General features: G+C 61.5%; 18 protein-coding genes and 1 pseudogene. 15 read left to right on the top strand and 4 right to left on the bottom strand.

Annotated features, from left to right (window positions below):
* Positions 1 to 69 precede the first annotated feature (69 nt).
* Together FJ988_RS31475 and FJ988_RS30335 are read left to right on the top strand one after the other, a co-directional pair.
* Positions 70 to 198: a hypothetical protein gene (locus tag FJ988_RS31475; protein ID WP_281407765.1), complete on the top strand. Its 129-nt coding sequence runs from the start codon at positions 70 to 72 to the stop codon at positions 196 to 198.
* A gap of 392 nt (positions 199 to 590) precedes the next feature.
* On the top strand, positions 591 to 872 hold the full coding sequence (locus FJ988_RS30335; protein ID WP_140822994.1) for a hypothetical protein: 282 nt from the start codon (positions 591 to 593) through the stop codon (positions 870 to 872).
* 200 nt (positions 873 to 1072) lie between these two features.
* Here the strand turns inward: FJ988_RS30335 and FJ988_RS30330 are convergent, their stop codons facing one another.
* Entirely contained in the window at positions 1073 to 1525 is a 453-nt protein-coding gene (locus FJ988_RS30330) for a MucR family transcriptional regulator (RefSeq protein ID WP_140822992.1), read from the bottom strand.
* A gap of 329 nt (positions 1526 to 1854) precedes the next feature.
* Here FJ988_RS30330 and FJ988_RS30325 point away from each other — a divergent pair.
* Both FJ988_RS30325 and FJ988_RS30320 read left to right on the top strand, forming a co-directional pair.
* Positions 1855 to 2878, top strand: a pseudogene (locus FJ988_RS30325) (IS110 family transposase).
* A gap of 938 nt (positions 2879 to 3816) precedes the next feature.
* Positions 3817 to 5160, top strand: coding sequence for a hypothetical protein (locus tag FJ988_RS30320; RefSeq protein WP_246688706.1), 1344 nt, complete (start codon positions 3817 to 3819; stop codon positions 5158 to 5160).
* 233 nt (positions 5161 to 5393) lie between these two features.
* Here FJ988_RS30320 and FJ988_RS30315 read toward each other — a convergent pair whose 3' ends face one another.
* Both FJ988_RS30315 and FJ988_RS30310 read right to left on the bottom strand, forming a co-directional pair.
* Positions 5394 to 6446 (bottom strand): substrate-binding domain-containing protein, encoded by a 1053-nt coding sequence (locus tag FJ988_RS30315; RefSeq protein ID WP_140822989.1) that lies wholly within the window; start codon positions 6444 to 6446, stop codon positions 5394 to 5396.
* A gap of 130 nt (positions 6447 to 6576) precedes the next feature.
* Positions 6577 to 7980, bottom strand: a complete 1404-nt coding sequence (locus FJ988_RS30310) for an ROK family protein (protein WP_140822987.1) — start codon at positions 7978 to 7980, stop codon at positions 6577 to 6579.
* 133 nt (positions 7981 to 8113) lie between these two features.
* Here FJ988_RS30310 and FJ988_RS30305 point away from each other — a divergent pair, with 133 nt between their 5' ends.
* The 7 genes from FJ988_RS30305 to FJ988_RS30275 all read left to right on the top strand — a co-directional run bounded on the left by FJ988_RS30305 (position 8114) and on the right by FJ988_RS30275 (position 16436).
* Positions 8114 to 8947 carry a sugar phosphate isomerase/epimerase gene (locus FJ988_RS30305; RefSeq protein WP_140822985.1) on the top strand — a complete coding sequence of 278 codons (834 nt, stop codon included), beginning with the start codon at positions 8114 to 8116 and terminating at the stop codon, positions 8945 to 8947.
* A gap of 79 nt (positions 8948 to 9026) precedes the next feature.
* Complete coding sequence (locus FJ988_RS30300) at positions 9027 to 10151, top strand: substrate-binding domain-containing protein (RefSeq protein ID WP_140822983.1); 1125 nt, start codon at positions 9027 to 9029, stop codon at positions 10149 to 10151.
* A 161-nt stretch (positions 10152 to 10312) separates the two neighbouring features.
* Positions 10313 to 11845, top strand: a complete 1533-nt coding sequence (locus FJ988_RS30295; RefSeq protein WP_246688705.1) for a sugar ABC transporter ATP-binding protein — start codon at positions 10313 to 10315, stop codon at positions 11843 to 11845.
* On the top strand, positions 11842 to 12804 hold the full coding sequence (locus tag FJ988_RS30290) for an ABC transporter permease (RefSeq protein WP_140822979.1): 963 nt from the start codon (positions 11842 to 11844) through the stop codon (positions 12802 to 12804). The genes FJ988_RS30295 and FJ988_RS30290 overlap by 4 nt, the downstream gene beginning before the upstream one ends.
* 105 nt (positions 12805 to 12909) lie before the next feature.
* Positions 12910 to 13569, top strand: a complete 660-nt coding sequence (locus FJ988_RS30285) for a gluconate 2-dehydrogenase subunit 3 family protein (RefSeq protein WP_140822977.1) — start codon at positions 12910 to 12912, stop codon at positions 13567 to 13569.
* Entirely contained in the window at positions 13559 to 15199 is a 1641-nt protein-coding gene (locus tag FJ988_RS30280; RefSeq protein ID WP_140822975.1) for a GMC family oxidoreductase, read from the top strand. The genes FJ988_RS30285 and FJ988_RS30280 overlap by 11 nt, the downstream gene beginning before the upstream one ends.
* 70 nt (positions 15200 to 15269) lie before the next feature.
* Positions 15270 to 16436 (top strand): Gfo/Idh/MocA family protein, encoded by a 1167-nt coding sequence (locus FJ988_RS30275; protein WP_246688704.1) that lies wholly within the window; start codon positions 15270 to 15272, stop codon positions 16434 to 16436.
* Positions 16437 to 16721: 285 nt separating this feature from the next.
* On the opposite strand, the gene FJ988_RS31325 is transcribed toward FJ988_RS30275, so the two are convergent.
* Complete coding sequence (locus FJ988_RS31325) at positions 16722 to 16943, bottom strand: transcriptional regulator (RefSeq protein ID WP_140823016.1); 222 nt, start codon at positions 16941 to 16943, stop codon at positions 16722 to 16724.
* Between the two features lie 203 nt (positions 16944 to 17146).
* Here FJ988_RS31325 and FJ988_RS31320 point away from each other — a divergent pair, with 203 nt between their 5' ends.
* The 4 genes from FJ988_RS31320 (at position 17147) to FJ988_RS30250 (ending at position 20956) form a co-directional block, all read left to right on the top strand.
* The gene (locus FJ988_RS31320; protein WP_246688703.1) at positions 17147 to 17884 is read left to right on the top strand and encodes a hypothetical protein; all 738 of its coding nucleotides are present in this window, start codon (positions 17147 to 17149) and stop codon (positions 17882 to 17884) included.
* 167 nt (positions 17885 to 18051) lie between these two features.
* On the top strand, positions 18052 to 18324 hold the full coding sequence (locus FJ988_RS30260; RefSeq protein WP_140822971.1) for a hypothetical protein: 273 nt from the start codon (positions 18052 to 18054) through the stop codon (positions 18322 to 18324).
* Positions 18321 to 20144 (top strand): recombinase family protein, encoded by a 1824-nt coding sequence (locus FJ988_RS30255; RefSeq protein WP_140822969.1) that lies wholly within the window; start codon positions 18321 to 18323, stop codon positions 20142 to 20144. The genes FJ988_RS30260 and FJ988_RS30255 overlap by 4 nt, the downstream gene beginning before the upstream one ends.
* 545 nt (positions 20145 to 20689) lie before the next feature.
* Positions 20690 to 20956, top strand: a complete 267-nt coding sequence (locus tag FJ988_RS30250) for a type II toxin-antitoxin system ParD family antitoxin (protein WP_140822967.1) — start codon at positions 20690 to 20692, stop codon at positions 20954 to 20956.
* The last annotated feature ends 600 nt before the right edge of the window (positions 20957 to 21556 follow it).

Here is a 21556-nt window from a genome sequence, read left to right as displayed (position 1 = left end):
ATAGTCTACCGGGATGTAATTGCAGCGCTGCTCCGTATATGGGGGATGACAAAAGATAGCGGGGCAAGCATGGAAGCTTACGACAATCAAAAAGGTCCCAAGCCGGAGGATGTACGCCACGCCTTGAAGGGCTGGGCATTTTTCATCGCTGGGACGTTGGCTTTCTTCGGCGCGGCCTACGCATATATCGAGATGTGATCCAGCCTGTGGCCTAACCCGGCACTTGGCTAGCTTGGCGAGGTGGTCGCAGCTGGCGGGCTCTATATGGCCTTCTCCATCGTGGACGAGCCGGTGCAACTCTGGCTATGTCATCTTCTGCACCCACGCCGCAATCGTAGGTGGCATTCATGAAGGAGGGCTGTCGAAAGGGCGGCCGACGCCTTCCGTTGGGGTGGAATGCTATCAAGCTGGCGCCGGCCGGGCGGTCCTGGGGGTCCGCCACACATTCAGGTTAGCTAATGCAACTCGCGAGGGAATGGGTTGTCGCGGAATCCAAATTTTATCGTTAACAAATGCTTGCCGGCCTTGGCATCGCAATCGGCAGGAATATATTCCGATTTCCGGATGGGGTGACCTCTCAGGAGATCGCCATGGCCAAAGAGTATCCCTTCGTCGAAAACACTCTCGGCAAGAAGCTACAGGCAGGCACGGGCCTTACCGTCGATTGCCTGACATGCCGTCGGCGGGCGCGTCTCGACATCGCCGAACTGGTCAAGCGGGTCGGGCCTGATCACGGCTGCATGCATTACGATTTGATCAAGGTGATCTTCTGCCACGAATGCCGCGCCGCCGGCCGCGACGATCGGGACCTGCAGTTCACAAACCACGCTGTGACGCCAGACCAGCGGAACGGATGGAAGCCTTGCCCTTAAGCCTCGCTCAGGAGCGGCCCGGCCCCAACGGGCACGCCAGAAACCGGGCCTGACCGGCAAGGGTTCTCTGTGGATCGCCGGCTAAACAGCGACCCTACACCCGCAGCAGGATTGCCGGGGATGCCCGCATAAGATGCAGCGATACCCTACATGCTACGCCCTAGTGAGTACCGGCGGATGAGCCGGGCGCCGCATCAGCTTCAAGTTTTGGTTCTCCGCCTCGCAGCCGCCTTTTTCACTGGCTCCGCCGCCTTCCGGCCGAGCCCGCTCGCCTTGGCCCGCGCTGACCTGGTGGCCGCATAGTTCGGCGCCACCATTGGGTAATCGCGCGGAAGGCCCCATTTCTCCCGATACGCCTCCGGCGTGAGATCGTAGTGCACGTCGAGATGGCGCCGCAGAGTTTTGAACTTCTTCCCGTCCTCGAGACAGACGATGTAGTCGGGGAACACCGATCGCTTCGGATTGATCGCGGGAACCAGGGCCGGTGCTTCGGGCTCAGCCGGTCGGCGAACTTTCGACAGTGACGAATTCACGCTTTCGATCAGCTCCGGTAGGGACGCGACCGGCACGGCGTTGTTGCCCACATAGGCGGACACGATGTCCGCGGTGAGCGAGATCAGCAGGCTTTGGCTGTTTTCAGTCTCATTCGACATGCAGTATCCCCGATCTATTGGTACCGGCATCTCTTATCCGGTTTTGAAGAAAGGTCTACTGTGCCGCCACACAGCACGCAGATGCGATGCCGCCCGGCGCGCTCATATCAAGGATCGCAGGCTGCCGGGGGCGCATCGATGAACGGTGCAACGGAAATTTAAAAGCATGGCGCCGGCACGTTGACGGACACCATCTGACACAAGGAATCCGCTCCGGCGGATGAGGGCCGATGCAGACCAGGAACGACGGAACGCACGTTATCTTATGGGATGGCCCGCCCCTCCGGTTGCGGACAGACTGTCAGTCCGTGTCAAAAGGAGGAAGGAAGATGAACATCGCCGTACTCGGAATCGATCTTGGAAAGACGCTGTGCGGCCTGGTCGGCCTCGATCGGGAAGGAGCGGTCGTGCTGCGTCAGCGGATAAGCCGTGCGTCCCTTGCTGGATTCGTCGAAAAGTAGCCGCGCTGCATCATCGGTATGGAGGCGTGCTGCGGTGCTCATCACCTCGTGCGTCAGTTCGTGATAGGCGGATACGAGGTTCGGCTGATGCCGCCCGAGTATGTCAAACCCTACTTCAAGTCGCACAAGAACGATGATCGGGATGCCGAAGCAATCGCGGAAGCGGCGACACGACCGACCATGCGCTTTGTGCCGATCAAGTCGGAGGAGCAGCTCGTTGTGCAGACTTTGCACCGTGCTCGCGAACGGCTGGTTGGCACTCGGACGGCACTGATCAATCAACTGCGGGGTGTGCTGTTCGATCGTGGCATCGTCATCGCCAAGGGGCGCCCAAAGCTGAATCTGTGGCTGCGCGAGAACCGCCGGACAACATGCTCCTAACCGCAAGGATGCGGCAACTCGTTGATGACATGGTCGACGAATTGCACGCGCTCGATCATCGGATCAGGCAGCTCGATCAAGAGTTCGAAGCGCTCGCGAAGAGCGATGAACGGGCTCGTCTGTTGCGCAGTGTCCCGCGCATTGGCGCGCTCAACGCAACGGCGCTTGCGGCAGCGGTCGGCGACGTTTCGGCGTTTGCGAAGGGGCGCGACTTCGCTGCTTGGTTGGGACTTGTTCCACTTCAGATCACGACCGGTGGCAAGCCGCGGTTGACGGGGATCAGCAAGTGCGGGAGCACCTACATGCGCGTTTTGTTGATCCACGGCGCGCGAGCGGCACTGCCATATCTGGCGCGAATGGAGACTCGGCTCGACGCCTGGCTGCAAGCACTGCTACAGCGCGCCAAGCGTAACGTGGTGGTGGTTGCACTCGCCAATAAGTTGGCCCGGATCGCCTGGCCGTGATGTCATACGAGCGCCCCCACGAAGGCGTGGCAGTGCCTTCAAGCTAACGAGTTTGGTCGAGCGGGAGCGTCCCGGTTACTGCTTGGCCGCATGAAGTCTGCGGGAGGATGTACACAGAGATGGCCCAACGGTTGATCGGCGTTCGGCAAACCTGTCAGCAGGCAGCGGCCCTTTCGAGGTCGTGTATCTTGTTAGGAGCTGGGCGCGCGAATCTCCATCTTGGCAGGGCGCCGAAAGCGCCGAGGCCGGATACATTGGTGCAGACCGATTGTTCCACTCAAAACATTCCGCTTGCAGACGGGGCGGGCCATACATTGCCTGCGGTCGCGCCGATCGCGAGCCGGCCGGACCGCGCCGGATTGCCTGTGACGCTGCTCGGTCACTCCGATGGAAAAGCGCGCCACGATTGTTCCCGTGCTGCAAATAAGCAGCGCTGCCACCCCGTCGCAGAGCACGGAAGACTGCACGGCGCATCGGAACTCAAAGCAAGAGTACGGGATCGTGTCTTAGAGCATAGAATAGTGTATTATCGTAGTTTGGAAGCGGAACGACGATGGATAGAAAGTAACGGAAAATACGACCGATTAAGACGGCAAGATAAAAGGACGCACATTGTGCGGCGATCGGTTGATTGTTTTTGTTAGAGTTTTTAGCGTTCTTGGCACATTGTGAGCCTTTGCCGCAATGTGCGCTTCAATGTTAAACAATTGTATTGATTCGACAATTTACAATGTGCTTCTCAATCGGCGATTGCGATTGTCCACGGATATTTGGAAGTGGTTCCGCACCGCCGTGAGATGAGCCCTGGATGGCTGCCGTGTTGTCATGAGGGCAGCCTGCACCCTTGTCGACAAGGCATCCTTGACCCGCAGCCCGCGACTTCGATTGCCCAAAGTGCGAACGTGGACCGGTTGCCATGAATGGCTACGCAGGTGCCACGTTGTCTTAAAAGTTATCCAAACCGCTGATAGGCGGATGACGAGCGATGTGCATCACCAGCCGCTGCTGGCGGTGCGATATCGGCCATGATCGAACTGAGTCCTATTTCGCCGTGCAACTGACACGCCTTGAGCTTTACAACAGGGTCTGCGAGAGGCCTCTCAGCAAAATCGCTCCAGAGCTCGGAATTTCCGGCACTGTGCTGGCATCGATCTGTAAGCGGTATCAGGTACCCTATCCTGGGTCGGGATATTGGACGCGTAAATTGCTCGGGCTCCCGGTGGACTTGCCGCCACTGCCGGAGGCATCCGACGAATTGATCGAGCTAACGTCGTCGACCCCAAAGCCTCGACGAAAGAGAACCGTGAAGGAAGGCACTGCTCGCCAGCCAAGGCCTGCCATGAAACCGCAGCGTCCGGCGCGCCATCCACTGCTCTTCGGCGTTGAAGAGCACATGCGAAAAACTCGCGACGTGAAAGAGGGCGAGTTCCTCAGGCCCTACAAAAGAATCCTGCCGGATCTGATTTCATCAGGGACCCAGGTGCTTCGTGCACTTTCGATCGCCAACGATCTCTATCTCGCACTGGACGAAAAGGGATACCGCGTCCAAATCGCGCCGGCTGCCGAAGACCTTGATCGCATCCGCATCAAGGAACAGGAGGTGGAGCGCAAGGATCGCAAATACGGGGAGTATCACTCCGGGAGTATCTGGGCTCCGGATCGACCTACCGTCCTCTATGTCGACACGGTGCCGATCGGGCTGGCCATCACCGAAATGACCGAAAGAGTGACGGTGCGATACTTCAATGGCGAATACCATCGGGAAGACAGCAGGCTTATCCGATCCGCCAAGCCTTGGCAGTTAACGCATTCCTGGACAAGAGAGCAGGATGTGCCCTGCGGGCGCTTTCGGGTCATTGCCTACTCGCCGAAGAAAGGCGTCGACTGGTCTGTCACCTGGCAAGAGACTGAGCAGGAAGCGCTTGGCCCTCTGATCCCGAAAATCGTGGAAACATGCAGGGCGGCCCAGGGCACTCTTCAACGCCTGATGGACGCCGAGGATGTGGCGGCGGCGAAGAGGAAGAAAGAAAGAGAAGAGGAGTGGGAGCGTTATCTAAAGCAGGAGGATGCCCGCAAGGTGGCTCAGGCACTAGAAGATAGCCAGCAGCAGCTCGCTGACGTTATTGCAAGGTGGGGGAAGGCGATGACGGTAGAGCGCTTTTTCCTTGATGCCGAAAAGCGATTGAAGACCACGGACGACGAAGATCGCCGCAAGCGCCTGGAGGAGCGTCTGGCTCTTGCGAGAGCAATGATGGAAAGCGTCGACCCGCTGGATTTCATCGAAAGCTGGTTGGCGCCGCACGAGCGGTATCAGGCAAAACTCATCTAGACGAGATTGATACCGCGTAGACTTGTTCATGGCGGTAACGGGGCCGACTGCAGCCGGTCGGCTTTCGCTGGGTCGCTTGGAAAGCCGCCGTTCCAGACCTCAAATGGCCCGTCGTTTAGGTGTACGCAACGAATCTAGTGCCAGGTGTTGTTTTCACCACCCCAAGGTCGGATTGCTCGTGACGACTGCCACACGTCGAAAACGCTTCAACCGTTTGTCGAGCCTTCGTTTATCTATCGTAACGTCGGCTCCATGGAAGGCGGCGCGCCGCCGACGTGCTTGTAGACTTCTGCGACGTTATCCGAGGTTACTGCTACTCCCGGCAGCACAATCCACGGCGGCACAGCATTGCCGGTCAACCCAACAATCGCTGCCGTGGCCGCGATCTCGCCCTGTTCGAAAGGCCGTTGCGCCGCAACGCCCCTGACGATCGTTCCTTCGATAAGGGCTTCAGCTATCGAGCTTCCGAGATCCACCGTAGTCATAACCGGGATCCGCGAGCGGCCAGAAAAAGCCGGCATCGATGCAACTGCTGGCTCGTCCCAAACGACAAACACCCCATCCAGATCAGGATTGGCATCGAGGTAGGGGCCGACCACGCTCCCCGCATTTGCCGGCACTTCGAATTTCAATTGCGTCAGCGTGATATCCGGGCGCTCGTGCCGCATCCATTTGCCGAAGGCGATCTCACGCTGCGCCGTCGCGAAGAAGTCTACATTGTAGGCAACCACGCAGACTGTGCCGTTCTGCCGGATGTGCGGCGAAATCAGACTGGCGGCGATCTGGCCGAGGCCAAAATTATCGGACGATATGACGCTCACATAATCGGTTTCCTGCAGCAGACCGGAAGGCGCGTTGTCGAGCAGGACGAGCTTGATCCCGGCGGCCGCCAATTTGCGGAAAGCTGCGGCCACGGCCGTGCTTCCGACGGGAATACTGATCACGGCATCGGGCTTCGATTGCACCAGCCGTTCGATCGCTGCTATCTGGATGGCCGCGTCGTAGCCGCAATCGACGATGTCGACGACAACGGCGCCCGCCTGCTCCAAGCCTGCCTTGATGCCCGCGATCTGACGCTGGGCCCAGTCCGAAGCGGTCGTATGCAGCACGATCGCCACGCGGAAAGCTCTTTCCCTTGCGCGCTCCAGCATGTCGCCAGACAGGCGCAGCAATTCAGGAGATGCCGGCCGTTCGCCATGTGGTCCCAAGCCTGCCACCAGCGGACGCGCGACGGACGAAATCGGCAACACACATCCGGGTGGCATTGCCACATCAGCTCTCAGCATCCCGTTGTTCCTCCTGCCCGCCACCTCTGCGGGCAGCTGTGTTGAACAAACCTACCGCAGGGGTTGGGGTTTGCAAGCGCCGCGGCTAATCGCGGCGACTGCGCGAAAGCCGATCGGGCGAGTTGCACGCTCAACTGCCTGTCGTCGCCGTCTTCTCGACAGCAGCCAGCAAGTTGGTGACCCCGGCGTGGGCAAGCGGCGTGCCCGATACGATCCATTCGCCGAGGAACGCGGGAGCAAACAGTTCAGTCACCGCGACAGCTGCGGCGCCGACAAGTCCAGCCGACCGCCCCATGCGCGAATGGACAATACTGATATCGCGGCTAATGAGCGGCTGTGCGTGCCTGTAGATGCCCTCGCGGATCGCCGCAAGGCAGATGTCCCCCGTCTGGGACAGTTCGCCACCGAGAACGATCATCGACGGGTTGAGGACATTGGCCAGCGTCGCCAGGACGGTGCCGATCAGCCGTCCGGACTGTGCCAGCAGATCAGCCGAGAACGGGTCGCCAAGGCGGGCCGCCGTGCCAATGTCGGCAGCCGTCACCGCCCCGGTCGCGGCGAGCGTTTCGCCGAGAAGACGGCTTCGCCCCTGTTCGGCCGCTAGCAGGCCAGCCTGGGCGATGGCATCACAGCCGGCGACGGTTTGCAGGCAGCCAACATTGCCGCAACCGCAAATGCGCTTGTGCGGCTCGCCGGCGTAAACATGCCCTATCTGTCCCGCTATGCCTTGCGCGCCACGATGCAGGCGCCCGTCGACGACGATGCCGGCGGTGATATCCGAGCCCAAGTCTACATAGAGCATGTCGCGCCCGGCTTCCGCTGACAGGGCGCTTAGTTCACCCATCGTCTCCATCTGCACGGCGCCCCGCACCCAGACCGGCGCTTGGAAACGATGTATCAAACGTTCCAGAAGCTTCGCCTCGTTCCACGCAGGCATCGCGCCAAGCTTAGGGATCACCAGGCCGTTCGAGTCCTTCTGCTCTACTGCGCCCGGCACTCCTAGACCAATCGCCCACAGCGGAGCACCATCCTTGCCGAGCGACCAGTTGAACAGCGCCTCCAGTCGATCGAATAGCGCTGCCGCTGGGGACGCGGCGTCGAAATCCTCGTAGTGCTCAAGGATGAGTCGTCCATCCAGATCGGCGAGACCAAGGCTGATCGTGTCGCCGTCGATGTTGGCAACCAGAATGCGGGCGGCCTCCGATCGAAACCGCACCAGACGCGGCGCGCGCCCGCCTATGGAGCGCCCGACACCGCCTTCGTCGATAAGGCCGAAGGCAGCAAGCGTCGAGAGCCGGTCCGTGACCACGGCGCGGCCGAGCCGGGCCTCTCGTTCGAGATCGAGACGCGTGCAAGGTTCACCGGAGCGCAGAATGTTAAGAAGCGAAACAAGACTCTGACGTTCGGCTTCAAAGGCCCTCACGCGGTCGGCCGCCGCCGGAGAACCCGTCTCCCCGGATCGATCTGCATCCGCAACTGCGGTGCCTCCCAAACCAATCCTTGCCACAGCCGATTGCTCCTTCTTGTCCACCATGGACGAGCGTTTCCGGAAGACGCAATGCCTATTTTGTCGCTGGCACAGAAAACTAGTTTGACTTTTGCATTTTATCAACTAAAGATACGTTTACAAATACAAAAGCATGTGGACCGTGTCGGGAGGAGACGCCATGACTGCTTGGAAGCTCGCCTATCACGCCAATTGCTGGGGCCCACTTGGGGGCGACGCCGTTGGCGTTACCTCAATCAACCGATTGGCCTACCGGACGTTCGGGGACATGGCCCAGGCCGCGCGCGATATTGCAGCAGCGGGCTATGATGGCATCGAGTTCTTCGACGGCAATGTCGTCGAAAGCGCAGGCGACGATTACGCCGCCATCCGCAAGATCCTCGCCGACACCGGCCTGTCGCTGGTCTCGGTCTATGCCGGCGGCAACTTCATCTTCAACGACATCCTTGACGAAGAACTGGCGCGCGTCACCAAGGCGGCGAACGCAGCGCGGGCGCTCGGGGCCGAGCACCTGGTTGTTGGCGGCGGCGCGCGGCGCCACGACGGGACGCGGCAAAGCGACTACGATGCCTTGGCTTCGGCGCTCGACAAGGTGATGGCAATCGCTGCGGAGCACGGCCTGAAAGCTCACTACCATCCCCACCTTTCCACCATCGTCGAGAACCCGGACGAAGTTTTGACGATCTTCGGCAAGACCGCGATCGGGTTCTGTCCGGACACCGCGCATCTGGCCGCTGCCGGAGGCGACGTCGCAGCTATGGTGCGCGAGCACGCGTCACGCATTTCCTACGTCCACCTCAAGGGATGGCAGCGCGATCCGTTCGCCTTCGTGCCAGTCGGCCGGGGCGATTGCGACAACGGCGCCGTGATCCAGGCCCTGAAAGACATCAGTTACAAGGGTTGGATCTGCAACGAACTCGACGCTTGGGCTGATCCTGCCGCCGGAGCGCGGGAAAGCCTCGCCTTTGTACAGGCAGAACTATCGAAAGTCTGAATTTACCGACCAGCATTGACGCTGGGAGGCGCCTCTAGCTGCAACAACGAAAACCAAGCAACATCAGGGAGAAACCAACATGCGCATGAAAACCTTGCTCCGGTCGACGGCAATCTGTCTGACGCTCGGCCTCGGCGTTTTCTCGAACGCCGCCTACGCCATCGATCCCGCCCAGGCGCTGACCGAGATCGGCCAGCATGTGATGAGCCTCGGACCGAACGGCGAGAAGCCGGAAGCCGCCTCGAGCGTCAAGCTCACCGATGAGGAACTCGCCAAGATCAAGGAGATGCATGCCAAGGCCGCCATAGTCATGCACTATGCCGGCAACGACTGGTCGCAGGCCCAGATCGAAGGCCTCAAGGCCCAGTTTGCCACCATGGGGATCGAAGTCGTCGCCGTTACCGACGCAGGCTTCAAGCCCGACAAGCAGGTGTCCGACCTCGAGACCGTCATGGCCCAGAAGCCCAATATTATTGTTTCGATCCCGACCGACCCGGTCGCGACCGCAGCTGCCTACAAGGCGGCCGCCGGCGCTGGCGCCAAGCTGGTGTTCATGGACAACGTTCCGAAAGGCTTCGTGGCCGGCAAGGACTACGTCAGCTCCGTTTCGGCAGACAACTACGGCAACGGCGTCGCCACAGCGCACCTGCTGGCGCAGGCACTTGGCGGCAAGGGTGATGTCGGACTGATCTTCCATGCAGCCGACTTCTTCGTCACCAAGCAGCGCTACGACGCCGTCAAGAAGACGCTGGCCGAGAACTATCCGGACATCCACGTCGTCGCCGAGCAAGGCATCGGCGGTCCCGACTTCTCAGGCGATGCCGAGAAGGCGGCAGGCGCCCTGCTCGTCGCCCATCCCAGCATCAAGGGCATCTGGGCGGTGTGGGATGTGCCCGCGGAAGGCGTCATCTCCGCCGCACTCACCAATGGCCGGGACGACCTGGTAATCGTCAATTGCGACCTCGGCGAAAACGTCGCCATCAACATGGCGAGCGACGGTCCGGTAAAGGGTCTGTCGGCGCAGCGGCCCTACGACCAGGGCGTGACCGAGGCAATGCTGGCCGGCTATGGCCTGCTTGGCAAGCAGGCGCCGGCCTATGTCGCGCTGCCGGCACTGCCGGTAACAAAGGCCAATCTCGCCGATGCCTGGCAGCAGGTCTACCACAAGCCGGTCACCGACAAGATCAAGCAAAGCATGCAGTAGAATTCGCACACTGGTCCTCCCGGTGGCGATGGTTCGGCCGAGTTCGAGCAGGAGCGTAGCGTTTCTGTCCGAGAGGCCGAACCATTCTCCCCACCCGACGCAACCGTTGTTTTGCCCTAGGTGTTGTTATGAACACTGCCAACGCAGCCGAAGCCGTCCGAATGCGAAACGTCAGCATGCGTTTCGGCGGTGTGCGGGCGCTCGACGACGTTCATCTCGACATTGGCCCCGGCGAAGTGCACGCACTGCTCGGTGAGAATGGCGCCGGCAAGTCGACAATCCTCAAAATTCTCCGCGGCGTGCAGCCGCCAACCTCCGGCACGGTCGAGATCGGCGGCGTGCCGCTAGCCACCTTCACCGCCGAGGCCGCGCGCAATGCCGGTGTAGCTATGGCGTTCCAGGAAATGAGCCTGATTCCGACGCTGACGGTGGCGCAGAACGTCTTCCTCAACCGTGAGATCATGACCAGCTCCGGGCTCATCGACGACAGAACCGCAGTGGCCGAATCGCGAAAGCTTTTCGCGCGCATGGGCGTCGATATCGACCCCACCGCCAAGGTTTCCGACATTCCGGCTGGACACCGACAGCTGACCGAGATCGTCAAGGCGACCTCGCAACCGTGTAAGGTTTTGGTGCTCGACGAACCAACCACGGCACTGTCGCAGAATGAGGTCGAGCGGCTGTTCGACTATGTGCGCCAGCTTCGCGGCGAGGGCGTCGCCATCGTCTATGTCTCGCACCGTATGGACGAAATCTTTCGCATCGCCGACCGCGCTACCATCTTGCGCGATGGCAAGCACATCATCACCGCACCGATGTCAGAATTCACGCTGGAATCGATGATCGCCCATATCATCGGCCGACGCTCTCGCGGCTTCTCCGACGTGGTGCGCGAGGCGGCGACGATCGGCGAAGTGCTGCTCGAAACACGCGGCCTTTCGGGCTCCGTCAAGCCAATCGGTATCGATCTGACGCTTCGCCGCGGTGAAGTAGTCGGCGTCGCTGGCCTGCTGGGCAGTGGCCGCTCGTCGTTGGCGCGCGTGCTGGCCGGGGTCCAGCCGATGACTAGTGGCGAAATCCGGATCAGAGGCAAGGTGGTTTCGATCGCTAGGCCGCGAGATGCCATTCACGCCGGTATTGCGCTGGTGCCGGAAGATCGTGCACGGCAGGGGTTCGTCGCCTTCCATTCGGTGGAAAGCAACATCGACCTGCCCAACCTTGATCGCCTTTCGACTAAGACATGGGTCGATCGCACCAAGTCAGCGGCACTGGCCGAAAGCTCGATCCAGCGCCTGCGCATCAAGACCGACTCGCGCAAGGCGACCATCAGGACACTGTCGGGCGGCAATGCGCAGAAGGTGGTCATCGCCAAATGGCTGGCCACCGAACCGGAGGTGCTGATCCTCGACGAACCAACCGCCGGCATCGACATCGGTTCGAAATCGGAGATCGTGACACTCATCCGCAGCCTCGCCAAATCCGGCAAGGCAATCCTGGTGCTGTCGTCGGAGCTTCAGGAACTGCTCGCCGCTTGCGATCGCATCCTGGTGATGTCGGAAGGCCGCATCGTGCGCGACATCGCCCGTCATGACCTCGATGACGCCACAAAGGCGGACTCGATCGACAGCCTTCAGCACGCCGAACAGAAACTCAACAAATTCATGCAGGAAGCCCGCGGAGGAACCATCCAATGACGGACACGGCCGCATCAGCCAGCAAATTCTCGGCATTGGCCAACTGGCGTGAATACATCATCTATATCGGTTTCCTGGTGATCTTCCTTGTCTTTGCCGCGACGCTGGGCGACAGGGGCTTTCTCGACCCTAACAACTTGCTGAACATTATCCGTCAGACCGCGATCATCGCCGTGGTCTCGGTGACGATGACCTTTGTGCTCAGCACCGGCGAGATCGACCTGTCGGTCGGTGCTGTCGCGGGCCTCGCTTCCGTCGCCACGGCAATGGGCATCGACCAGTTTGGCATCGCCGGCGGCATCCTTTACGGCCTGGGCACCGGCGTCGTCGTCGGCGCCGTCAATGGCTGGCTGACCACCGGCATCGGCATTCCTTCGTTCCTGACCACGCTTGCCATGATGGGCATCGCACGCGGCGTCGCAATGTGGATCAGCGGCACTGCGGCGATCCCCATACTGAGCAAGCCTTACGCAGCGATCTTCGGTGCCGGCAACCTCGGCCCGATACCAAGCCTGCTGATCTGGGTGGCAATCATCGGCGTTGCCGGCCACATCGTGCTTCGCCGCACCACGTTCGGACGGCGCGTGCTGGCCACTGGCGGCAACGAGACATCGGCACGCTACTCCGGGGTCAACACCGCCTCTATCAAGTTCCGCGTGCTGATGCTGTCGTCCGTGGCGGCCGCCCTTGCCGGCATGCTCTATGCGGGCCGTCTCCATTCCGGCCGATTCCAGTTCGGCGAAGGCGACGAGCTTTCGGTCATCGCCGCAGCCGTGCTTGGCGGTACCAGCCTTTTCGGCGGTGCGGGCACAGTGGTCGGCTCCATCATGGGCGCGCTGATGATCGGCCTGATCAACAACGGCCTTGTGCTGATGGGACTGGAATTCAGCCAGCAGCTGATCGCTCGCGGCGCCATCATCATCATCGCAGTCGCCATCAGCCAAACGCGCAAGCGTTAGGCGGAGCGCGGAAGAACGCAGGCGGGGCTTTGCCAGGCAGCAAGCTTTTGGCGCGCTGGCCTGACGTGTCGACCCGAAAAAGACAATTGCAGCAAGGGACATGCCATGTCTGACACATTCTTCAATCCGCATCAGCGCGCCACGGTGGAGGCCGCGATGGCCCGCATCATCCCAACCGACGACACGCCGGGCGCACGCGAAGCCGGCTGCGTGGACTTCGTCGACCGCTATCTCTCCGGCATCGGCTACATCTTCGCCAAGCCCGACGGCTCAGGCTTCGAAGTTCTCGAAGGCGCATCGGCCAAGGCCTGGATGCAGCGCATCGAAATCATGCGTAAGCGCTACGTCGCCGGACTGCTCGACCTCGACGCCCGCGCCCACGAGAGATTTTCGGCCGACTTCGTTGCACTGGCGCCACAGCAGCAGGACGATATCCTCCACGAACTGGAGCAGTCCGGCACGGGTGCGCCGACGACACTCGCCGTCAACGACGCGCTCGCTGGTCCGGTTTCGCCCCAGCCCGCGCTGCAGCAGACCTCAACGGAGGTCGATCTCGATTTCCTGCCGTTGCTGGTCACCCACACGCGCCAGGGTTTTTATGCAGACCCCATCTATGGCGGCAACAGGAACCGGATCGGCTGGGAGGTGATCGGTTTTCCCGGCCCCGCCTCGCTAAAGGATGTCCACACTGGCCGCTACACCACGCTGCAGTATTTCGCCGACGGCGAAGCCGACAAGGTCAGGGAGTTCCACGATGGCCTATAAGACCAAACCCGCGAAAACCGACGTCGTCATCATTGGCGCCGGCGCGTCCGGCGCCGCCGCCGCAAAGGTGCTTTGCGAAGCCGGCGTCAAGGTCGTAGCCCTCGAAAAGGGGCCGTGGCGGAAGAAGGAAAGCTTTGGCGGTGACGAACTCGCCAACATCAATCGTTACAATCTATGGCCGGACCCGATCCTCAATCCGCGCACATGGCGCGAGACCGCCGCCGACGAAGCGCGTTCCGAAATGTTCTGCCCGGTGCCGCAGATGGTTGGCGGCGGCACCGTGCACTGGCAGGGTTGGTTGCCGCGCTTCACCGAGAACGATTTCCGCCTGCGCACCGTGGCCGGCGACTTGCCGGGCACAAGCCTTGCCGACTGGCCGATCACCTACGACGAGCTCGAGCCTTACTATCTCAAGGTTGAATGGGCATTTGGCGTGTCAGGCCAGCCTGGCGCCAACAAATTCGAGTCGCACCGCTCGGGCGGCTATCCGTGTCCGCCAATGCCGATGTCGCGCTATGCGCAGAAGTTCATCAAGGGCTGCAACGCGCTTGGCTGGAACGCCTTCCCGACGCCGCAGGCCGCCTTGTCACGCCCTTTTAACGGTCGCAAGGCCACGGTGGTCAGCGCTTTTGCACAGCAGCACGGGGACCCGACCGGAACGCGCTCGTCGGCGCTCAACGTCTTCATACCCGACGCCGTTGCAACCGGCAATTTCGAGCTGCGGCCGGACTGCGTGGTTCGCGAACTCACTCTGGACAGCCAGGGCAACATCAAGGCAGCGATCTACCAGGACGCCGATGGCGACACGATAGAGCAGGAGGCCGATCTCTTCATCCTTGCCTGCGGCGCGATGGAAACCGCACGCCTGATGCTTCTGTCGAAGTCCGGACGCTTCCCGAACGGCGTTGCCAATGGCAGCGACATGGTTGGGCGCAACGTTACCTTTCACGAATATTCGGCTGCGGTCGGCACCTATGACGATCCGGTCTATGCCTGGGCAGGCGGCGGCTATGTCAGCGCTTCGACTTTCCAACATTACGAGCACGACGCATCGCGTGGCTTCGTCTCCGGCGGGCATATTGCGGTGGCGGGCGTTGGCATCCCGCTTCCGATCAATTGGCGCATGCCGGGCACGCCATCCTGGGGTGCTGAGGCCAAGAAGAACGACCGCGACCACTTCAGCCATTCGCTGGCGATTGCGATGGTTCTGCACGACATGCCCCAGCATGACAACCGCATAGACCTCGACGAAACGGTGGTCGACGCCTGGGGACTGCCGGTCGCGCGCGTGACACTGAAGCCGCACCAGAACGATCTCGACCAGGGACGCTACCTGATCGATCGCGGTGCCGACATTTTGGAGGCCAGCGGCGCCTTGACCATCCGCAAGGTCTATGCCGACCGCGTCACCGGCAATTGCTCGCACCAGCACGGCACGGCGCGGATGGGCGACGACGGGGCGACCTCGGTGCTCAACAGATGGTGCCGAGCGCACGAAGTCGAGAACCTCTACGCAGTGGACGGATCGCCTTTCCCGACCGGCACGGGCGCCAACCCGACGCTGACCATCATGGCCAATGCCTGGCGCGTCGCCGACAAGATCATCGCCGAACGGGGCGCGGCTGCGTGATGGCCTGCGCGAGGCCGCCAAGGTCTGCCGCCGGCCACGTCTGCGGTCGACCGCAGCAATGGAGAGCGCCATGAGCGGCAGCCGTTTTGCTGGAAGGCGTGGCCGCATCCGTCTGGGGATGGTAGGCGGCGGCGAAGGAGCCTTCATCGGCGCGGTGCATCGCATCGCCGCCAGGCTCGACGACCGCTACGAGCTGGTCGCGGGAGCTTTGTCCTCGGACGCCGGGCGCTCGGCGCGATCCGCTGCGCTAATCGGCCTCGACCCGGCCCGCAGCTATGCCGATTTCACTGACATGGCGCACAGCGAGGCCTCCCGCCCCGACGGCGTAGAAGCGGTCTCGATCGTCACCCCCAACCACATGCACGCGCCCGCCATCCGCGCCTTTCTCGACGCCGGTATCCATGTCATTTGTGACAAGCCGCTAACGACAACCTTGGCCGAGGCGCTGTCGCTGCGGGAAGCAGCGCGGATTTCTGGCCTGGTCGTGGCGCTCACCCATACCTATACCGGTTATCCCATGCTCCGGCAGGCCCGTGCCATGGTGCGCAATGGCGCCCTGGGCGACATCCGCATCGTCCAGATCGAATACGCGCAGGACTGGCTGGCTACGAAACTGGAGGATGGCGGCAACAAGCAGGCCGAGTGGCGCTCGGATCCAGAACGCTCGGGCGCGGGCGGCTCAATTGGAGACGTTGGCACCCATGCTTTCAATCTTGCCGGTTTCGTCACCGGGCTCGAGCCTGACGCACTATGTGCCGAGCTTACCACCTTCGTGGCGGGACGGCGGCTTGACGACAACGCCCAGATAATGCTGCGCTATGAAAACGGCGCACGCGGAAGTCTCTGGTGCAGCCAGGTCGCCATCGGCAACGAGAATGAGGTCGGTCTTCGCGTCTATGGCTCGAAGGGAGCATTGGAATGGGCGCAGCGCGACGCGAACCAGCTGGTCTGGTCGTCGCTCGACCAGAACCGACAAATCATTACCCGCAACGGCGCTGGCGCGGATGAAGCAAACAGACGTGCCTCGCGCGTTCCGGCTGGCCATCCTGAAGGTTACCTAGAAGCGTTCGCCACCCTGTATCGTGAAGTCGCCGAGGCGATTGTCGCTATGCGCCAGGGTAGACCGCTTGCGCCCGAAACGCTGTTCCCAACCGTCGACGACGGCGTCAAGGGGCTGGCATTCGTCGACGCCGCCATTCGTTCGTCGAATGCAGGAGGCGTCTGGACAAGATTGTGACGAGTGCCCTGCGCATATCACGGTCAATCAGCGCAGCGATGCGAGAAAGCATTGAACTCCACCGGCTTCTAATCGTCAGGAGCCAGGTCACTATGTCCGCTTTCGGGATCGGAAAGCGGAATAATAATGACCGACTAAGGCGCAAAGCCGCCACCCACTCGCTACGGCGCCATTTGAAGGCGCGCTGGCTAGCGGCTGAACGCGGCCTCTAATCTCTTCGTAGACACACGCTGTTGCCCGCTGCATGCCACTTGGTCGGGCATATATCGCTAGCAGAACCCACAATCAAAATCGACGAGCGAGCCTTACGCCAGGGCCGCCGCCATTCTCAGCAATAAACTCGATACCCGCCGCCTCTAGTGCGCTGCGGATCGCTTTTCGATTAGCTAAGGTCGTCGGCGGAATGCCGTCATCGGACTCGGCACGCCTTACAGTCGCAACGCCCACGCTTGCGGCTTCGGCGAGATCCTTGGCGCTCCAACGGACTAATGCGCGCGCAGCTCGCATTTGAGCGCCTGTGATATCTTTTGGATCATGTGATTGCAAAGTGATCTCGGATCAGTTAAATGGTAACGGTAGACTGGCCGCTTCAGCCGCTTGCAATGACCCACGTCCTTGCTGATATCGGCCGTTGCACGAATATGGCCGAGCGACGTGCCCTTGCACGTAACCCGGCTTAACCACAGCCAAGCTGTTGGGAGCTCGGATCCATGGCTGATTCCGACAATACCACGACTTTGTCCGTCGTCACGCTCCAGACGGGGACGGTGGCATCGGCTGGTGCGATCGAAGAACCGCCAGCAGAAGCGGAAATCCGGACTGAGTCAGACCGATCAGTCGATCCTGCCACTGTAGCAGCGAAAAGGCCGACTAATCTCGCTGCGAGCCGCAACGGATTGCAACTGGCAGCCCCATGCGATCCCGCACTTCTGCTGGTGAGCGATTGGCAAACAGCTCGCTACATCTCCCTGCTGTTGTGCCGCGTGCAGCAGCGGCTAGAGAGCCAAATCATCGTCAATCCCGGAATTCAGGTATTGGCCGCAGATTCACCAACGCGAGCTCAAGACCAGGCGGCGCTTGCTCTTGGTGGCCCATGGGACTATGCGGTTGCGCGGGAGGCCGAGGTCTTTGCGATGACCGAAGCTCTGAAGCTTCAAGATTCGATCCCCGAAGTCGCGGCTACGTCGCTCATCGGCGTCATCGCCAAATTAGAAATGATCGTCGGCGCTGATCGGGATATTGGTGACCCCACCGATTTCCCGTGGCCGCACATCGCTTCCGTATTGCGTGACTTGAGGGCGATCGCTGGCGGTTTACCGATTGCTCGCCGGAGCCGGGAACGGACGCGGAGCGATGTCGCGAAGCATTGGAAGTCCGCAGTCAAGCTAGTCGCGGCGCTGAAAGACGAAGACGCGGCCGAGTACCGGGGCGACATACGGATCTTGTGACGCGCCCTCTTACTACTTGTCGCCTGCAGCCCGACATCGATGATTGGGACGAGACCGCCACGCGCAAGTCATTGCACGCTGCGGCCCTACGACACGAACTTCGAGCTTTCCTTCGCCGTCCGAAGGACTCTGATGGCGGGTCGATCCACCTTGGGAGAGCGCCCCTCATGTCAGAGGAAACCAGCACCGGGCCACAGGCTTTGGTTCCGGCGAACGACAACGGCGACCTCGCCAGCCCCGAGGGTCGCCCTGAAAACATGGCAGTCAAGCGGGACCGGGTGGTGCTGGATATCGCCCGGCTGATCTCCCGGCAGCTGGCGCGGGAGGCCTTCGAGGCAGGGCAGGCGGCCAACGACAATTGGTCGGGCCGCCGAGAGGGAGAGGGCGGGGGGCAGGACGATAAGGCCCTTCGGAACAGGAGAGAGGATCTGCCACCATGACCCGTGTCGCACTCTATGCCCGCTATTCTTCCGACAGCCAACGGGATGCCTCCATCGAAGACCAGTTGAGGCTGTGCCGCGAGCAGGCAGCGCGTGAGAGCTGGAGCGTGGCGGGAGCCTATGAGGATGCTGCGATCTCCGGTGCCAGCACGGTCCTGCGGCCGGGCATCCAGCATCTGGTGCGCGATGCTCAGCGCGGCCGCTTCGAGGTGGTGCTGGCCGAGGCGCTCGATCGCATCAGCCGCGACCAGGCCGATGTCGCGACCCTCTTCAAGCATCTAAAATTCTCTGGCGTTGCCATCGTCACCTTGGCCGAAGGCGAGATCAGCGAGTTGCATGTCGGCCTCAAGGGCACGATGAATGCCTTGTTCCTGAAAGACCTTGCCCTCAAGACCCATCGTGGCCTGAGGGGCAGGGTGGAGAAGGGTAAGGCCGGGGGCGGGCTGTGCTACGGCTACCGGGTGCTGAAGAAACTCGATTCCGAAGGTGAGCCCGTCCGTGGCGATCGCGAGATCGTGCCGGAGGAAGCGACCATCGTGCGCCGCATCTTTAGCGAATTCGCCGCCGGCAAGAGCCCGAAGGCGATCGCGGTCGACCTCAACAAGGAGGGCGTTCCTGGTCCCCTCGGCCGACACTGGGGTGATACCAGCGTGCGCGGGCATGTCATCCGGGGCACCGGCGTCATCAACAATGAGCTCTATACCGGTGTGCTGGTTTGGAACCGGATGCATTTCGTCAAGGATCCCGCCACTGGCAAGCGCGTCTCGCGGGCCAATCCGCCAGCCAAATGGATCCGAACCGAGGTGCCGCATCTCAGGATCGTCGAAGACGAATTGTGGCAGGCCGTGAAGGAGAGACAGAAAACCATCGCCAGCCAGTTCGAGGTGGTGGCGATCGCCACGCGCAAAGCCCGGGCGGGGAAGCTGCACACCATGAAGCGGCCGGTCTCCCTCCTTTCCGGCTTGCTCACCTGCGGCTGCTGCGGCGGGCGCTACGGCCTTTTCACACGCGATCGTTATGCCTGCCTCAACCATCAGCGACGCGGCATCTGTGACAATGGCCGCACCATCACCCGCGAGAAGATCGAGCAGCGGGTCCTCGCAGGTCTGAAGGAAAGACTGGTCTCGGCCGATGCCGTGGCCGAGGCGATCAGAGCGTATGCCCAGGAGATCAACCGCCTCAACCATGAGCGTCGTGCGCAAGGTGAACAGGACCGCAAAGCCCTTGACAAGGTCGAGCGCGCCATCGCCGGCATCATGGCCGCGATCGAGGATGGCCTGTACCAACCTTCGATGAAAGCGAGAATGGAAGACCTGGAGAGGCAGAAGGCGGAGATCACCGCGCGACTGGCGCTGGCGCCGACCGACGTGCCCGACCTGCATCCCAACATCGCCGCTGTTTATAAGAAGCGGGTCGAGCAGTTCACGCAAGCGCTCGCCGACCACGAGGAAGGACGTTCGGCCGCTGAGGCGCTACGCTCGTTGATCGGAGAGATCGTGCTCACGCCCGGCGACAAGCGCGGCGAGGTGCATGCCGAGCTACGCGGCGAGTTGTTCGGCATCCTCGAACTCGCCAGACCCGACCCAAATGACCACCGTGACGATGTTATGACAAAAGTGGCATCCTGTCCCCGCAACCAAACAAAAACGGCCCGCCCCAAGCGGGCCGTTTTGCATTTTGATGTGGTGGCCGGCGATCCTAACCCGCATCAGCGCCCCGCAAGCAGGCGTAGCCGACGCCGCGGGACAAAAAGCCAAATCCTGTCCCCAAAACCAAACCAACGGCCCGCCCCAAGCGGGTCTTTTGCTTTCCGGCCGTGAGGGTAGCCGGTCCTAACTCGCATCCAGGCGCACGCAAGAAGGCGAAGCCGACGCCGCGCGACGGACATGCCAAATTCTGTCCACGCACCGAACCCCAAACAACCCGCCTCGCGCGGGCTTCGCCGGCGGCCCGTTTTGCTATTCTGGGATGGCAGAACGGACACAGAGGCAAGAGTCTCTTGTCGGGCCCGAATCATTGGTGCTTGGTGGCGATGTGCGCTTTGCCGGAATTCATGAAGCCGCGGCGGATGAGGGCATCAAAGTGAGCGCGATGGGGCGCCCGGAGACCTGTGCGCATCAGAAGCGAAAGTAATACTAGCCGGTTGGGTTTCGAGCCAAGCCGGCTTCCATGTTTCAGATGTCTTGCGAATGGCGAGCGCGCAGCAGGGTCGTGACGTCGGCGGCATGGTGATCCTCGTTCGGGCGCCGGCGTCTTGATCGACATTCTAATCGTTGCCGAATCAGCGGGCTGAGCTTCATCCAACCACGAAAAGGCGAATCGCGATCGAGCCGATCCGGCCTCATATTTCCCCAAGGGAGTTGCCATGCCTAACTACGCTTTGAACGACCACTATGAGAGTTTCATCAAGAAGCAGCTCGAATCGGGCCGCTACAACAATGCCAGCGAGGTTGTCCGCGCCGGGCTGCGCATGCTCGAGGATTTCGAGGCGGAGCGGGAGAAGTGGTTGCGCGAGGAAATCCCGTCGCGCATGACCGAGCTCCAGCAGGAGCCGGCAAAGGGAATTCCGGCCACGACAGTGTTTTCCCAGCTTGAGGCCCGTCATCGCGCCCGGCAGGCGAAAGCCAAATAGGGGATGGGATACCGGATTGTCTTCCACGCGAGCGCGGAAGCGGAACTCGAATAGCTCTATGACGAGATAGCCGAGCGTGCGTCGCCGGCGGTTGCCTGGGATCTCGTCGTGGGCATCCGGGATCATTGTCTGGGCCTGTCGACTTTTCCCCGGCGCGGCACCGAGCGGGTGGGGGCCATGCCAGGGCTGCGGATCATCGGTTACCGCCCGCGCGGTCAGCATCGCCTTCGCCGTCGATGACGATCGTGTGCTGATCCTGGGCATCTTCTACGCAGGCCGCAACATCACGCCTGAGCCGCGGTTCAGGGCGGGCGCGGGGTCGACATCCGGCTAAGCGCTGCGGGGGGCGGGGGTGGAACACAGCCGCCTGGCGGAACGGTTGCGGCCGCTATCGCCGGAATGGCTGGCGACGGAACGCCGGCGAAAAATCAACCAAGCCAACTCACCATTTTTGCCGCCGTGGATATCCCGACGAGAAATCGAAAAAAGAGCGATCTTGGCTGTTGACAGTTCGATCGGGTGGCGACTATATACGCCCCACGAACGAGGGCGGTGCGCCGCTGGCGACGAAGAAGTTCGCTTCTAAGAGTGCCCTTGGTT

Origin of the sequence: Mesorhizobium sp. CU3, from assembly GCF_006442965.1 — a bacterium.
Classification (GTDB): Bacteria; Pseudomonadota; Alphaproteobacteria; order Rhizobiales; family Rhizobiaceae; genus Mesorhizobium.
This window is presented reverse-complemented; position numbering and strand designations above follow the sequence as displayed.

What these genes read in the sequence shown, in the direction of transcription:
- FJ988_RS31475 (WP_281407765.1), top strand. Translation starts at nt 70, where the DNA reads ATGGAAGCTTACGACAATCAAAAAGGTCCCAAGCCGGAGGATGTACGC.
- FJ988_RS30335 (WP_140822994.1), top strand. Translation starts at nt 591, where the DNA reads ATGGCCAAAGAGTATCCCTTCGTCGAAAACACTCTCGGCAAGAAGCTA.
- FJ988_RS30330 (WP_140822992.1), bottom strand. Translation starts at nt 1,525, where the DNA reads ATGTCGAATGAGACTGAAAACAGCCAAAGCCTGCTGATCTCGCTCACC.
- FJ988_RS30320 (WP_246688706.1), top strand. Translation starts at nt 3,817, where the DNA reads ATGTGCATCACCAGCCGCTGCTGGCGGTGCGATATCGGCCATGATCGA.
- FJ988_RS30315 (WP_140822989.1), bottom strand. Translation starts at nt 6,446, where the DNA reads ATGCTGAGAGCTGATGTGGCAATGCCACCCGGATGTGTGTTGCCGATT.
- FJ988_RS30310 (WP_140822987.1), bottom strand. Translation starts at nt 7,980, where the DNA reads ATGGTGGACAAGAAGGAGCAATCGGCTGTGGCAAGGATTGGTTTGGGA.
- FJ988_RS30305 (WP_140822985.1), top strand. Translation starts at nt 8,114, where the DNA reads ATGACTGCTTGGAAGCTCGCCTATCACGCCAATTGCTGGGGCCCACTT.
- FJ988_RS30300 (WP_140822983.1), top strand. Translation starts at nt 9,027, where the DNA reads ATGCGCATGAAAACCTTGCTCCGGTCGACGGCAATCTGTCTGACGCTC.
- FJ988_RS30295 (WP_246688705.1), top strand. Translation starts at nt 10,313, where the DNA reads ATGCGAAACGTCAGCATGCGTTTCGGCGGTGTGCGGGCGCTCGACGAC.
- FJ988_RS30290 (WP_140822979.1), top strand. Translation starts at nt 11,842, where the DNA reads ATGACGGACACGGCCGCATCAGCCAGCAAATTCTCGGCATTGGCCAAC.
- FJ988_RS30285 (WP_140822977.1), top strand. Translation starts at nt 12,910, where the DNA reads ATGTCTGACACATTCTTCAATCCGCATCAGCGCGCCACGGTGGAGGCC.
- FJ988_RS30280 (WP_140822975.1), top strand. Translation starts at nt 13,559, where the DNA reads ATGGCCTATAAGACCAAACCCGCGAAAACCGACGTCGTCATCATTGGC.
- FJ988_RS30275 (WP_246688704.1), top strand. Translation starts at nt 15,270, where the DNA reads ATGAGCGGCAGCCGTTTTGCTGGAAGGCGTGGCCGCATCCGTCTGGGG.
- FJ988_RS31325 (WP_140823016.1), bottom strand. Translation starts at nt 16,943, where the DNA reads ATGCGAGCTGCGCGCGCATTAGTCCGTTGGAGCGCCAAGGATCTCGCC.
- FJ988_RS31320 (WP_246688703.1), top strand. Translation starts at nt 17,147, where the DNA reads ATGGCTGATTCCGACAATACCACGACTTTGTCCGTCGTCACGCTCCAG.
- FJ988_RS30260 (WP_140822971.1), top strand. Translation starts at nt 18,052, where the DNA reads ATGTCAGAGGAAACCAGCACCGGGCCACAGGCTTTGGTTCCGGCGAAC.
- FJ988_RS30255 (WP_140822969.1), top strand. Translation starts at nt 18,321, where the DNA reads ATGACCCGTGTCGCACTCTATGCCCGCTATTCTTCCGACAGCCAACGG.
- FJ988_RS30250 (WP_140822967.1), top strand. Translation starts at nt 20,690, where the DNA reads ATGCCTAACTACGCTTTGAACGACCACTATGAGAGTTTCATCAAGAAG.